Here is a 13,853-nt window from a genome sequence, read left to right as displayed (position 1 = left end):
CATCTTACGCTGCATCCATGGCGGTCTTGAAGCATGAAGCCCACGGCGTTCGCGTGACGCTCCCGGCGCGCGCGCGGGTCGGCCGGGCGCGCGACTGCGCCGTGCGCCTCCGGGACCGCTGCGCCTCCGGCGAGCACGCCGTCCTGTTCTGGGACGGGGCCCGCTGGTGGATCCGCGACCTCGGCAGCACGAACGGCACGCACGTCAGCGGCCGGCGGCTCACGTCCGCCGAGCGGGTCGCGCTCGACGCGGGGACCGAGCTCGTGTTCGGCGGCGACGCCGAGCGCTGGACCGTGGAGGAGGCCGGCGCGCCCGTCACGAGCGCGCGGGCCGAGCTCACCGGCGAGGTGCGCCCGGCGGAGGAGGGCCTGCTCGCGCTGCCGGACGCCGCCGACCCCCGGGTGACGCTCTTCGAGGATCAACACGGCGTCTGGCAGATCGAGATCGACGGGAGCACGCGCCCGGCCGTGGATCAGGAGCGCATCGAGGCCGGCGGCGCCTGGGTCCTGCGCGTCCCGCCGCAGGCGCTCGACGCCGTCGTGCCGACGACCGCGTCGAGCGCGGCGAGCCCCAAGCTCCTCGGCCTCACCGTCCTGCGCTTCGAGGTGAGCCACGACGAGGAGCACATCGCCGTCGCCCTGGTGCAGGGGGAAAAGGTCATCCAGCTCGCCGCGCGCGCCCACCACGAGCTGCTCCTCATGCTGGCGCGCTCCCGGCTGCGCGACCGGGAGGCGGGGCTGCCCCCGGCCGAGCGCGGGTGGCGCTACGTCGATGACCTGCTCGGCAAGCTGCGGCTCGACCTCCATCACCTCAACGTCAACGTCTTCCGCGCCCGCCAGCAGCTCGCGCGCGCGGGCGTGCTCGACGCCGGCTCGCTCGTCGAGCGCCGGACGACGTCGCGGCAGATCCGGCTCGGCACCGAGGCGGTCGAGGTGGTCCGGTACTGAACATCGGGCCGCGGCCGGAGCGCGCCAGCCCTCGCGCGTGACCGCCTGTCATCGACGCCGCGGCCGGGAGGATCCAGGTTTCCTCTCGTCGACGCCGGGTGAGGCCGCGCGGGTCGCGCGTCGTGAACACACACGCGCGCGCTGCGCCGCCGCCGGAGCGCGGGCTGGGCAGGGCCTGCGCGCTGCGATCGACGCTGTCGTGATCGTCATCCCAGGAGAGAGCGCAACCATGAGCAACGATGCAGACTCAACGTTCGGTGCGCCCGCCGCCGGCGCTTCCATCTCGACGCGCAGCCCTGCGAAGGCCAAACCGGGCTCCGGTGTGACCGACCAGATCCCGCCGGACGTGAGGCTCAGGATCTTCTCGAACGCGGATCTCGTCCGGATGGTGGCCCTCGGGAGCAACGGTGTTTCCAATGGCCAGCTCACCTTCCAGGCGCAGACGGAGTACTGGCGGTGGGCGAGCACGCTCACCTTCTCGAACACATTGACCTTCACGTCCGAGGTGATCCCGAGCTTCACGGCGCCGGCGCTCGACGCGTTCCTGGACGTCGTGAGCCCGAGCAACCAGTTCACGGCCCCCCGGAACCCGACCCAGGGCGACTGGACGCAGGGGACGCGCTCCGTCCCGGGGACCCGCACCGGGTACCTTTACCGGTTGCCGAGCCCCGACGACAGCCAGGTGAAGATGGGAGTCCTGTTCGAGAAGGACAACCAGACATCGGCCCTGATGGCGGCCGCCTGGTATGTGAAGACGCAGGCGCCGAGCAACGGCCTTGCGTTCAACAAGAAGATCTTCACGCGCACGCTGACCCGGGTGAGCGGGACGCACCCGAACGCCATCGAGGTGGGCACCTGGTATTATCTCCTGATGGGCACGCCCTGACCTAGCCCAGGGGCGAGAGGCGGCGCGGCGGGGTCGCCCCCGGGCCCTCTCGAACGCGCGCCGCCTCAGAGGAGCGGGGTAGAGCGCCGCTCCGGCTCGCGAAGGGGGATATGGAGCTCGCGCTGGGGAAGCGGGACGACGATCCCCTCCGCGTCGAGCCGCTCCTTGAAGTGGCGCGTGAGCTCGAGCCGCGCCGGGAAGAAGTCGGCGGGGAGGGTCCAGGCGCGGACGAGCAGGTTGACCTTCTCGTCCGCGAGCTCGACAACGTCGACCGACGGCGCCGGCTCCGGCAGCACGCGCGGCTCGTTCGAGAGGACGTCCCGCAGCGTGGCGATGGCGTGAGCGATGTCGGCGGTGGCGTTGACGCCGATCGTGAGGTCCATGCGCCGGCGCTGCGCCCGGGTGAAGTTCTGGATCTTGGCGGACCGGACCTTGGAGTTCGGCAGCGTGATCGGGACGCCATCGAAGCTCGTCAGCTTGGTCTGGAACACGTCGATGGCGTCGACGACGCCGGAGGTCCCGTCGACCTCGATCGCGTCGCCGACATCGAACGGACGGAGCACGAGCAAGACCAGCCCGGCGGCCACGTCCGACAGCGTGTCCTTGAGGGCGAGGCCGATGGTCAGACCCGCGGCGCCGAGCACGGCGAACAGGCTCTTCGTGTCCACGCCGAAGCGCTCGAGCACGGCCATGGCGGTGACCGTCAAGATGGTGAGTCGACTCACGCTGGCCAGCAGGGGGATGAGGGTCGCGTCGACCTGAGCCCATTTCTTGCCAAACGACCGCACGCTCCGCGCGGCCCAGGCCGCGGCCATCCACCCCACGATCGCGATGAACAGCGCGCTCGAGACGCCGGGCCCGTGGCTCTTCAGGAGCTCGATCGGCGTGCCCCACGTCGGAATCCCCTGCTCCACTGCGCATCCTCCTCGGTGTCGCGCGCCGCGCGCGGCGTTCGACGCCGGGGTGTCTCCGCGCGCGGCCGGCGGGAGTCAACCCGCGAACGTGACGAGGCGGCGGAGCCGCTGCGCCGCGAGCTCCACGCCGTTCACGAGCCCCCGGAGGAGGTGGGCGACGACGTCGTCCTTCGCCGCCCGCGTGGCGCGCATCGGGCGCGCCGCGAACCACGCGAGCTCGTCGGCGACCGCCTCGACAAGAGGCCTGCGCATCGAGAGCCAGCGCGCGCACCACGCGGCGAGGGGCGTGTCGCCCTCGACGGTCGCGACGTACTGGAGCAGCTCGACGAGGTCGACGCCGTGCCGCATCCCGAGGAGCGTGCCCCGGTAGGACCTCTCGGTGCTGAGCAGGTGATCGGCGAGGTGATCGCGCAAGGCCGAGAAGGCCTCGCCCACCATGCGGCCGCCCGCGCTGATGGGCAGCCCGCGCTCGCGGAGGAGCGGGCGGATCTCCGACAGCGCGGCCTCCGCGTGTGTCGAGACCGCCCGCATGGCGTGCGCCGGCGGCACATCGCCGAGGCGCTCCGCCTCGATCCGCGGATGGATCATCGCCGAGCGCTCCGTCTGAAACAGCTCCCGGACAAGGGTCGTGAGGAACTCGCGCCCTCTCCGGCTCTCTACCTGCGGCCCGGACTCGTCGCCCAACAGGCCGCCTTCAACATTCGTCGCTCCGTTGCTCTGAAGTTCCTGCATGGTCGCCCCCTCTCCTCTTCTCGCCGGGGCGTCAGGACCCGCTCGCGGCGCGCCGCGCTCCGGTCTTTGCCCCCGAGGTCGTCTTGCGTGAGGCCCCGCTCGCGGCGCGCCGCGCTCCGGTCTTCGCCCCCGAGGTCGTCTTGCGTGAGGCCCCCGCACCGCCGCGACGGGCCGTGCCCTGCGCGGCGCGGGAGCGGCCGCTCGTCGACGTGGCCGAGGAGCTGCGCGAGCGAGCGCTGGACGCGGCGCTCTTCTTCGCCCTCGCCGGCGCCTTCTTCGCGGCCGTGGTCCGTCCAGCGCTCGCCGCCGCGTTCCGCTTGCGGGTCGCCGCCGCCTTCTTCGCCGCCGCGCTCCTCGCGGCAGCCGGCCGCGCCTTGGACGCGGCGCCTCCCTTGCGGCCCCCCTTTTTCGCCGGCTCCTTGTTCACTGGCTTGCCCACCCCCGATCCCGACTTCTTCCCCCCGCCGGTCATCTTGTTGACCGTCGCCCAGGCCCGCCGCTCGGCCTCGTCCTCGGAGACCCCGCGCTTCTCGTACCCCTCTTCGATGTGCTCGGCCTGCCGCTTCTGCTTGGTCGTGTAGCTCGATTTGTCGCCTCTAGGCATGGTGCCCTCCTTGCGCCTGCTCCACCTCGCGGGTCGGCAGCTTCGTCGGAAACGCCGGCTCGCCCCGTCGTGAGAGCGTGAGAATCGCGAGATCGTGCGAACGTACGAACGTGCGGGAACGTGCGGAAACATGCGGGAAGACAGACCGTGCGTGTGGCCCGGGTCCATCGAGCCGCGATGTCCGTTGCATCGGTTGCATCGGTTGCGTCGGTTGCGTCGGTTGCGCCTGTCTCGATGGACGAGCAACGGCTGTGCCGCCGGAGAGCGCGGCGCCCGCCGCTGGAGGCGCGTCCGGGCCGGGCGCCCCGTCACACGCGGTTTCCCCGCTCCGCTGGTTGCCGGGTGATGGGGGCTCGCAGCGTGGCAATCGGCCCCGGATGTCGAGGAACGCCTCGGTCGTACCGCGCGAGGAGCGCGGCGCGCCGAAGGCTCAGAGGGACTCGAGGTAGGCGACCAGATCGTCCAGCTGCACGGAGCTCAGGCCGGAGATGTCGCCGTGATCGTCGCCTCCGCACAGCGGATCGAAGCGATCGTGGAGCGTCGCCGCGCAGCCGTCGTGCATGAACGGGGCGCGCCCGGAGATGCCGAGGAGCGAGGGCACCTGCAACCACTCGCCCTTGCCCACGTCCTCGTTCCGGTTGTTGGTGAGCATCGGGCCACCGTGGCACTCCGCGCAGCCCACCTGCTTGTCATGGAAGAGCACCTCGCCCCGCGCCACGGCGGCGTCGTCCTCGGGCGGCGACGCCGGGAAGGCGGGCAGGCTGTCGATGTAACGGGCCATCAGGTCGAGCCGCCGGGCGCCGGGCTGCTGGCCGCCCATGCGGGAGACGAACACCTCCCCCATCAGGCCCGCGAGATCCTCCAGATCACCGCTCCAGTGGAGGGGCGCTGTCTTCAGGATGCCGCCGCCCAGCGCCTGCGTCCGCCGCAGGCCCACGGGATCGAAATCCCACGTCCGCCCGTCCTCGTGCCCTTCGGGGTGGCACGACGCGCACGCCACGGCGCTCACGCCGTTCGGCGGGCGGTGGAACATCTCGTGGCCGGTGTCTCTCACGCTCTCGCCCGGAAGCGCGATGATGCGCCCGCCGAGCACCTCCAGGGCCGCCGGCTCCCGCAGCTGCACGACGATCTTGTCCTGGCCGTCGAAGGCCACGGCGACCGGCTGCCCGCTCAGCGCGTTCGCGGTGACCTCCGGGCTGCAGCCGTTCATCTCGGCGTCGCGCTCCAGATTGTCGACGGTCGCGCTCACGACGCTGCGTCTGCCGGCCGCCACGATGGCCATCCGCGCGCCGTCGGGCGTGACCGCGATGTCGACAGGCAGCGAGACATTCGGGATCGCGGCCGCGGGCAGCGAGGGGATCGATGTGTCAGGAACGTCCGCCGGGTCGATCCTGCTGACCGCGGCGTGCACGATGTTCCCGTCGCAGTCGGCAGACTGGTAATAGCCACCCGGGCTGAGGGTGACCTTCGACGACATCGCGCGCTGGTGCACCATCAGCGCACCACCGCCGGCGAGCGGCGCCATGCGCCAGGCCACGGACGGCGCATACTCCGAGTTGGCGAACCCGTTCGAGTAGAAGACGGGGAGCGTGCGGCGCGAGAGCACCGCGCCGTCGGGGCCCACGACCAGCGTCTCAGCGGACCTGAAGCGGCTGACCAGGAGCCGGTCGCCCTCGACCACGACGTCGCGCAGGTCGGGGGCGAGGCGGAGCTTCCGGACGGCGGGGCCGCCGGAGGCCGGGAGCGTCACGAGCTCGCCGCCGGCGCAGGCGACGTGGATCGCGTCGCTCGAGGCGTCGTAGGCGACCCCGCGCGGCGCGCGGCAGACGTCTCTGCGCGCGATGACCGACCGCGCCTCGACATCGAGGGTCACCACCGCGCCGGCGCGCCGGAGCGCCACGTGGACCCGGCCGCTCGCATCCTCGACGAGGCGCCCGGGCTCGTCGCCCGGCTCCAGCAGGACCGCCGCCGGCTCGCCGCCCTCGAGATCGACGATCCAGACGCGATCGCGGTCGGCGTCTGCCGCCACCGCCGTGCGACCGTCGCCGGCCACGATCAGCGTTCCGCCGCTGATGGCCGGCGGTGGCACCTCCGTCACCGTGATCTCCTGATCAGGGTCCTCGACATGGGCCCCGGGCACCGGGGATGGATCCCCCGGGCCGCACGCCGTGAGAGCTGACGTGAAAACGCCCGTGGACAAGAGCACTGCCACGACAAGAGAACGAGAAAGGCGCAGACGCATGGGTTCCTCCGTTCGCCGCGCGCGCGAGCTCAGCAAGAAGGATTCCAGGCAGATGTCGAGATTTGGACGGCGGCGATCCCCGCGGGCGGCGCGCCGTCCGGAGATGGGAGCGGGAACGGGTGTTCTCGTGCGAGGCGCGAAGGGCGTCACGCGCCGCGCACGCCGGGGGGGGGGCGCTCGACCCTGAGGTCGCGACGGCGCCACGGAGGGCGCCGAGCAGCCGGCTGGATGGAGGCCCGAGCTCGGGAGGCCCGAGCTCGGGAGGAAGGCAGTCAGCGGTAATTGCCGTATCCCAGCTCGTGCTCGATCTTGACCAGCTTGTTGTACAGGCCAATCACGAGCAGAGATGGGGCCCACTGGCCGATGAAGTTCGCAATCTGCTTCTTGCCGGCCAGCATGCAGCCGGCCGAGACAACCATCGAGCCGATCGCCAGCCCGAGATAAGTGCCGGACGGAATCCTGCCGGTCCTCTCCTCGATCTTCGTCGTGATCTTGCCCTCTTCCTTCTGGACCATCTGCTTCTGCATCATTGGCTCGGTGGTGGTCATCGTGGCTCTCCTTCCGCAGCGCCTGGCCGGCGCTGCCGTGGCCGGCGCTGCCGTGGCCGGCGCTGCCGTGGCCGGCGCGAGCCAGTGCGATGACCGGGCCAGAAAAGAGGGCGTCCGGACGAGAACAAACCGCGCAGCGCTCTCTTCTGCCGCCGACGCTGCGGCGCGCTGTGCCCTCCAGTCGACCGCCGCCGGAGCGAAGCGCAGGGGGCGGCGACAGCGACGATGGCAGGGCTCGATCGCGCCCGACGCTCACTGCCACGTCGATGCACACGCCGGCCGGTAGACCGCTCGATCGCCGGCCTCCGGCGCCGGGCCTGCCCGGGCGCCCGCGCCGCTCAGATCCGCGCCGTCACCGCGCGCAGGATCTGCCGCTGCGCCGCCGCGAACACGAGGAGCACAGGCAGGCTCAGGATCACGTTGCCGGCCATCACGAGGTGCCAGCGGACCCCTGTCCCCTGCTCCCGGAGGAGGGCGATCGCGAGCGGCAGCGTGCGTACCTGGTCGTCGGTCGTCATGACGAGCGGCCAGAAGTAATCGTTGTAGTGAAAGACGAAGCTGAACAGGAACAGCGCCGAGAGCGTCGGCCGCAGCATCGAGCCGAGGATCAGGTAGACGATCCTGAGCTCGCCGGCCCCATCCATCCTCGCCGCCTCGATGATCTCGTCGGGGACCGAGAGCAGCGCCTGGCGCACGAGGAACGTGCCGAGCGCGCTCACCCCGAAGGGCAGGATCAGCGCCCCGAACGTGTTCACGAGGCCGACCGAGCCGAGCATCGTGAAGACCGGCACGAACGTCACCTGTGCCGGGATGAGAAGGCACGAGAGCACGATGACGAACGCGGCGCTCCGCCCCACGAACCTGAGCTTCGCGAGCGCATAACCGGCCGGGAGCGCGAGGGCGATCTGCAACAGCGCGATGGCCGTCGCCATGAACACGGTGTTGACGAAATACCGCATCACCGGCACCGCCTGGAGCACCTCGCGGTACGCGCCGAGCTGGAAGGCCTGCGGCAAGGGGTAAGCCGGAGCGCGGGTGATCTCGGGCAGCGTCTTCAGCGAGGTGATCGTCATCCACGCATACGGCCCGAGCCACACGATGGCCACGACGACGAGCACGGCGTCCGAGACGAGGCGGCGCGAGCGCGAGCTGAAGAGCCCAGCACCGGCGCCGCCGCTCTTCCCCGCCGTCACGACGGCCGCCTCCCCTGGCGCGGCGCGCCCGCGCGGAGCGCCCAGAGCTGCAGGACCGTCAACAGGAGCAAAAAGACGAAGAAGATCAAGATCATAGCGCTGGCCCGACCGACCCGCAGGTTCACGAAGACGTGCTCGTAGATCGCGTAGACGAAGAGGGTCGTCGCCTTGACCGGCCCTCCCTGCGTCATCACGCGGATCACGTCGAACGCCTGAAAGGAGAGGATGAGGCTCGTCGTCGCCACGAAGGCGGCGCTCGGGCGGAGCAGCGGCCATGTCACGTGGCGGAACCGCCGCCACGGGCCGGCGCCGTCGAGCGCGGCCGCCTCGTGGAGCGCGCGGGGGATGTCCTGGAGGCCGGCCAGGAAGATGACCATGGCATAGCCGGTGATCTTCCAGACGCTCACCGCGGCCAGCGCGAGCAGCGCCGAGCGGGGATCGCCGAGCCAGCTCATCGTCGGCAGGCCGAGCCAGCGGAGCACGACGGTGAAGAGCCCCTCGGCGTCGAGGATCCACATCCAGAGGAGCGCCACCGCGACCCACGACACGACATAGGCGCTGAACACAGCGCCACGCACGAACGCATAGACCGGCCCAGGGCGATCGAGCGCCACCGCGAGCGCGAGCCCCAGGGCGCCGGAGAGCGCCACCACGACGGCGCTGTAGCCGAGCGTGCGGAGCAGCGTGCCGGCGAGCTCGCCGCTCTCGACGAGGACCTCGTAGTTCCGGAGTCCGACGTACCGCGGGGGCGTGAGCAGGTCCCACGCAAAGAAGCTGTTCTTGGCCGCGAGCAGGAGCGGGATCAGGAAGAACACCGCCAGGAAGGCCGCGGTGGGCAGGAGGAGCAGGTAGGGCGAGAGGGGGTGTTTGGGCTTCATCGCTCGCGCGCCGCGCGGACGGCCTCGGAGAGGGTCTCGGCGGCGTCGCGCGGGGCGAGCACCGCCTCTTCGAGCCGGGGCTGCACCGCCTCGCGCTGGACGCGGAACAGGTCCGGAGACCAGGGCCAGGGCGCGGCGTGCGCGAGCTGGTCCACCGCGACGCGGTCGTTCGGGTGCGCGGCGTAGTAGCCGCCCTGCCGGAGCACCTCGAGGCCGCGGCGCGAGACGGGGATGTAGCCCGTCCGCGTCGCGAACGAGTTCGCCTGCTCCGGCTGCATCATCCAGCGCAGGAACGCGAACGCCGCCTCCTGCGCCGCCGGCGCGGCGCCCCGCGGCATCACGAACATCGTCCCGCCCGTGGGCACCGAGGCGCGCACGTCGCGCGGCAGCGGGGCGGCGCCGACCTCGAACTTCCCCGCGCCCGCCTGGCTCGCGTTGTCCTCCAGGTACCGGAGGAACGCTGTCGAGGTCCAGATCATCGCGACCCGGCCCGCCAGGAAGTCGGTGTTCGTCACCTGCCACGCGTTGTAATCGCGCCCAGGCGGCGGCTTCATCGTGCGGTCCTCGTGCACGAGGGTCTGCCAGAACCTGAGGGCGCGCACGCCCGCCTCCCCGCCGAGCGTGGGCGTGCCGTCCGGGGCCACGACGTCGCCGCCCGCTTGCCCGACGAGCGCCGCCCAGAACCACCAGTCGACAGGGCACTCGAAGCCCCACCGCCGCGTGCTCTCGCCGTCGCGCACGACGAGCCGCGCGGCCGTCGCGCGGAGCTCGTCCCAGGTCGTCGGCGGCGACAGCCCGAGCTCGCGAAACACATTCCGGTTGTAGTAGGCGATCGGCGTCGATCGGTTGAACGGCAGGCACACGAGCGGGCGCTCGCCGCCGCCCACGAACGTCCCCGACTGGCCGAGCGCCTCGACCACGTCGAGGTCGCCGCCCGGGGCGCCGGCGAGGAACCGATCGAGCGGCTCGAGCACGCCCGCCTCGGCCAGGTAGGGCACCACCTCGCCGACCACGTGGGTCAGGGCGGGCGCCGCGCCCGCCGCGAGCGCGGTCCGCAGCTTGGCGAGCGCCTCGAAGTAGTCGCCCTGGTACACGGCGTCGATGCGGTAGCGGCCCTGCTCGCGGTGGAACTGGTCGACGAGCGCCAGGAGCACCTCGCGGTTCTTGCCGCCGTAGGCGAACCACAGCGAGCCCTCGATTCGCCCGTCGGGCGCGCGCCGCGCGCAGCCGATCGATCCCGTCGCGGCCGCGGCGAGCGACGCGGCGAGCGCCCGGAGCGCGTCGCGCCGCGAGCGCACGGCGCGGCCGTCCCCGCTCATGACGCCGCCCGCGGCGGGGCGATCCGCGCGCCGGAGCCCGCGTCGAACCAGAGCACGTCGCGCGGGTCGAGCCGCGCGCGCACCGCCTCGCCCGGCGCGGGCGTCGCGAAGCCGTGCGCCCGCGCCCGCAGCCGCGTCCCGCCCGCGTCGAGGTACAGGAACGTCTCGGCGCCGAGCGGCTCGGCCACGACGACGCACGCCTCGACCTCCACCTCGCCCTGCGCCCCCGCGTCGCCGTCCGATCCGCGCCCCGGCGCGACGCGCAGGTGCTCGGGCCGCACGCCGGCGATGACCCGGTCGGGGAGCGCCACCCCCGGCGGGGCGGGCAGCGAGAGCGCCGCGCCCTCGTACCGCTCGCCGGAGCGCTCGAGCGGGAGGAGGTTGATCGCCGGCGTGCCAAGGAACCCGGCCACGAAGGTGTTCGCCGGCGCCTCGTAGATGGCGCGCGGCGGGCCGACCTGCTGGAGCTCGCCGGCGCGGAGCACGGCGATGCGGTCGCCCATGGTCATGGCCTCGACCTGATCGTGGGTCACGTAGACCGACGTCGTGCCGAGGCGGCGAACGAGCGCCGCGAGCTCGACCCGGAGCTCGGCGCGCAGCGCGGCGTCGAGGTTCGAGAGCGGCTCGTCGAAGAGGAACGCCGCGGGGGCGCGCACGATCGCGCGCCCCATGGCGACGCGCTGGCGCTCGCCTCCCGAGAGCTCGCCGGGGCGCCGCTCCAACAAGTGGCCGATGGCGAGCAGCGCCGCCGCCTCCTCGACGCGGCGCGCCCGCTCCTCCCGCGCGACCCCGCGCATCCTGAGCGGGAAGCCCATGATGTCGCGCGCTGTCATGTGCGGGTAGAGCGCGTAGCCCTGGAAGACCATGGCCACGTCGCGGTCCTCCGGCGCGACGCGGCTCACGTCGCGCCCGCCGATCGAGACCGTGCCGCCGTCGGGGCTGTCGAGGCCCGCGATCAGCCGGAGCGCCGTCGATTTGCCGCAGCCCGAGGGGCCGACGAGGACGAGCAGCTCGCCGTCGTCGACGTCGAGATCCAGGCCGGCGAGCGCGGGGCGCTCGGCGCTCGGGAACCTTCGGGTCAGGCCTCGGAGCGAGAGGGTGGCCATGGCAAAAGCTCAGGTGGCGAGCAGGACGAGCCCGGGGATCGTGTCGGCGACCGCGAGCAGCTTGGGGCTCGGGGAGACCGCGACGGGCACCCGGGCCGTCCGGAGCAGGGCGGCGTCGTAGGCGCTGTCGCCGAAGGCCGCGAGCACCGCGAGCTCGGGGAAGATGCGCGCGAGGGCGCGGGTCTTCCCCTCGCCGTAGGTCGCGGGCGCGCCGAGCTCGGGGGCGAGCCGGCCCTCGCGGACGGCCGGGGTCATCGCGGCGATGCGCTCGGCTGGGACGCCGAGGCGCGCGACGGCGCGCACGATCACGGCGCGCGGCGACGCCGAGACGACGTACACCGGGACGCCGCGCGAGCGCGCCCAGTCCAGGATCGGCAGCAGCGCGGGCCGGATCCGCCCGGCGTGGCCCTTCTCCTCGAGCACGCGGTCGACGAGCGCCGCGAGCTCGTCCTCGCGCCACCCCGCGAAGGCCCAGGCCATCATCGCGAAGGCCCTGTCCTCCGGGTAGCGCTCGGCGTTGAACGCCGCGTAGAGCGCGCTCGCGATCTCGTGCGCGCCGCCCTCCGCGGCGACGCCGAACGCCTCGGCCTCGCGGCGCAGCGCCGCCTCCGCCTCGGGCCGCGCGAAGCGCCCCGCGAGGAACGCCTCGAAGAGATCGACGCCCACGTCCCCTTCCCAGAGGGTGCCGTCCGCGTCGAACGCGAGCGCGGGGCGCGTGGCGTACGTGCCGTGCGCGGCCTCGATCCGCCGCAGGATGTCCGTCGTGCTCTCGCGCGGGATCGTCGCGCTGCCGTCGAGGTGTGCCGCCGTCATGGTCTCCCCGGGGCCGGACGCCTGGTCCGACCGAGGCCTACGCCTACTGCGGCGCCCGCGTCGCGTCACGCCTGTCCACGTCGCGTCACCCGGCAGGAACGCCGATCACACCGAGGATCCGGGAGAAAACAACAGGGAGACGGGGAGGCGAGGAGGAAGAGAAAGGAAAATAAAAATCTCCCCGTCTCCTCGCCTCCCTGTGAAATCTCTCCTGTTTCTCGAGGTTCAGTCGGTCCGGCGCGCCACGAGGCGTCACCGCGCCTTCTCGAAGAGCGAGTGGTGCAGGACGCCGACCGCGGAGGCGACGTGCGCGTCCTCGATGACCATCGACAGGTTCACGCTGCCCGTGGCGTAGCTGAGCATCTCGACGTTGACGCCCGCCTGGGCCATCGCGTCGAGCACCTGCGCGGCGACGCCCTTCTGCCTGGGCATGCCCTGGCCGACGATCACGAGGGTCGTCCGGTTGGGCAGGACCTCGCAGGCGCCGAACTGCTCGAGCTCGGGGAGCGCGCGGCTGAGCTTCCCGAGGTCGTCGGTGGTCATCGAGACCGAGACCTCGGACGTGGTGATCACGTCGATCACGACCTCGTGCCGGGCCAGCGCCGCGAGCACCTGCGCGAGGAAGCCGACCTCGCCGAACATCCGGGTCGAGCTGATCTTGAGCACGACCTGCCGCTCGCGGTAGGCGATGCTCGTGACGGGCGGGGACGCGGCGTCGGTGTTGAAGTCGATGACCGTGCCGGGGTGATCCGGCCGGTTCGTGTTGAGCACCCGCACCGGGATGCCCTTCTCCATGGCGGGCAGGAGCGTGGAGGGGTGCAGGACACGGGAGCCGAAGAACGCGAGCTCCGCGGCCTCTTCGAAGCGCATCGTGGGGATGTTCCGGGCCGTCTTCACGACGCTCGGGTCGGCGGTCATCACGCCGTCGGTGTCGCTCCAGATCTGCGCCTCCTCGGCGCCGAGCCCCGCCGCGACCAGCGTGGCCGTGAGGTCGCTCCCGTTGCGGCCGACGGTCGTGATCTCGCCGGCCTCGTTGCGGCCGACGAAGCCGGTGACGATCGGCACGATCCCCTCGGGGACGCGCTCGGCGAACATGGCCTTGATCCGGGCGTCGAAGCCGGGCAGCGGGCGCGCGCGGCCGAAGTTCGCGTCGGTGATGAAGCCGAGGTCCCAGACGTCGTAGGCGCGGGCCGGCACGCCGCTCCTCGCGAAGAAGTCCGCGATGCAGCGCACGGCCATGCGCTCCCCGAAGCTCGCGATGTAGTCGAGGCTCCTCGGGCTGAGCTCCTTGACGAGGCTGATGCCGCGCAGGAGATCGGCGATCTCCTCGTAGAAGGGCGCGAGGAGGTCGGGCGCGCAGCCGAGCGACTCGGCGACCGCGCGCTGCTTGTTCACCGGGACGGAGGGATCGAACCGCCCCGTGGCGGCGGCCTTGGCGGCGTTGATCAGCGCGTCGGTCATGCCCTTGTGCGCGGAGCTCACCACGACGGGGCGGCGGGCCAGGCGGGCTCTGACGATGTGAAGAACCTTCTCGATCTGCGCGCGGCTCTCGACCGAGCTGCCGCCGAACTTCATGACGATCATGCGCGTGCCTCCATGGGCCAGCTGGCCCGGTGGGCGCGAGAATAGTCGCGGTCGGCGGTTAGGCGAGCCCGGCCTGACGTTGACGCG

General features: G+C 72.2%; 13 protein-coding genes. 2 read left to right on the top strand and 11 right to left on the bottom strand.

Annotated features, from left to right (window positions below):
• Positions 1-17: 17 nt before the first annotated feature.
• Together WME97_RS49540 and WME97_RS49535 are read left to right on the top strand one after the other, a co-directional pair.
• Positions 18-947 carry an FHA domain-containing protein gene (locus tag WME97_RS49540; RefSeq protein WP_437548301.1) on the top strand — a complete coding sequence of 310 codons (930 nt, stop codon included), beginning with the start codon at positions 18-20 and terminating at the stop codon, positions 945-947.
• Between the two features lie 229 nt (positions 948-1,176).
• On the top strand, positions 1,177-1,833 hold the full coding sequence (locus tag WME97_RS49535) for a hypothetical protein (protein ID WP_437548299.1): 657 nt from the start codon (positions 1,177-1,179) through the stop codon (positions 1,831-1,833).
• 65 nt (positions 1,834-1,898) lie between these two features.
• Here the strand turns inward: WME97_RS49535 and WME97_RS49530 are convergent, their stop codons facing one another.
• From WME97_RS49530 to WME97_RS49480, 11 genes are all read right to left on the bottom strand, one after another.
• Positions 1,899-2,747 carry a mechanosensitive ion channel family protein gene (locus tag WME97_RS49530; RefSeq protein ID WP_437548297.1) on the bottom strand — a complete coding sequence of 283 codons (849 nt, stop codon included), beginning with the start codon at positions 2,745-2,747 and terminating at the stop codon, positions 1,899-1,901.
• Between the two features lie 75 nt (positions 2,748-2,822).
• The gene (locus tag WME97_RS49525) at positions 2,823-3,479 is read right to left on the bottom strand and encodes a hypothetical protein (protein WP_437548295.1); all 657 of its coding nucleotides are present in this window, start codon (positions 3,477-3,479) and stop codon (positions 2,823-2,825) included.
• A 31-nt stretch (positions 3,480-3,510) separates the two neighbouring features.
• Positions 3,511-4,083, bottom strand: coding sequence for a hypothetical protein (locus WME97_RS49520; protein WP_437548293.1), 573 nt, complete (start codon positions 4,081-4,083; stop codon positions 3,511-3,513).
• Between the two features lie 430 nt (positions 4,084-4,513).
• A complete protein-coding gene (locus WME97_RS49515) occupies positions 4,514-6,181 on the bottom strand; it encodes a cytochrome-c peroxidase (RefSeq protein WP_437548291.1) in 1,668 nt (555 codons plus the stop codon).
• Positions 6,182-6,597: 416 nt separating this feature from the next.
• On the bottom strand, positions 6,598-6,873 hold the full coding sequence (locus WME97_RS49510) for a hypothetical protein (protein ID WP_437548289.1): 276 nt from the start codon (positions 6,871-6,873) through the stop codon (positions 6,598-6,600).
• 338 nt (positions 6,874-7,211) lie between these two features.
• A complete protein-coding gene (locus WME97_RS49505) occupies positions 7,212-8,066 on the bottom strand; it encodes a carbohydrate ABC transporter permease (RefSeq protein ID WP_437548287.1) in 855 nt (284 codons plus the stop codon).
• The gene (locus WME97_RS49500) at positions 8,063-8,944 is read right to left on the bottom strand and encodes a carbohydrate ABC transporter permease (protein WP_437548285.1); all 882 of its coding nucleotides are present in this window, start codon (positions 8,942-8,944) and stop codon (positions 8,063-8,065) included. The genes WME97_RS49505 and WME97_RS49500 overlap by 4 nt, the downstream gene beginning before the upstream one ends.
• Complete coding sequence (locus WME97_RS49495) at positions 8,941-10,263, bottom strand: ABC transporter substrate-binding protein (protein WP_437548284.1); 1,323 nt, start codon at positions 10,261-10,263, stop codon at positions 8,941-8,943. The genes WME97_RS49500 and WME97_RS49495 overlap by 4 nt, the downstream gene beginning before the upstream one ends.
• Positions 10,260-11,369, bottom strand: a complete 1,110-nt coding sequence (locus WME97_RS49490) for an ABC transporter ATP-binding protein (protein ID WP_437548282.1) — start codon at positions 11,367-11,369, stop codon at positions 10,260-10,262. Before WME97_RS49490 ends, WME97_RS49495 begins: the two co-directional genes overlap by 4 nt.
• Before the next feature lie 9 nt (positions 11,370-11,378).
• On the bottom strand, positions 11,379-12,182 hold the full coding sequence (locus WME97_RS49485) for an HAD family hydrolase (RefSeq protein ID WP_437548280.1): 804 nt from the start codon (positions 12,180-12,182) through the stop codon (positions 11,379-11,381).
• A 252-nt stretch (positions 12,183-12,434) separates the two neighbouring features.
• Positions 12,435-13,766 (bottom strand): aspartate kinase, encoded by a 1,332-nt coding sequence (locus WME97_RS49480; RefSeq protein WP_437548278.1) that lies wholly within the window; start codon positions 13,764-13,766, stop codon positions 12,435-12,437.
• Between the last annotated feature and the right edge of the window lie 87 nt (positions 13,767-13,853).

Source organism: Sorangium sp. So ce367 (assembly GCF_051520455.1).
Lineage (GTDB): Bacteria > Myxococcota_A > Polyangia > Polyangiales > Polyangiaceae > Sorangium > Sorangium cellulosum_B.
The sequence above is the reverse complement of the archived record's forward strand: the minus strand, read 5'-3'. Positions and strand labels throughout refer to the sequence as shown.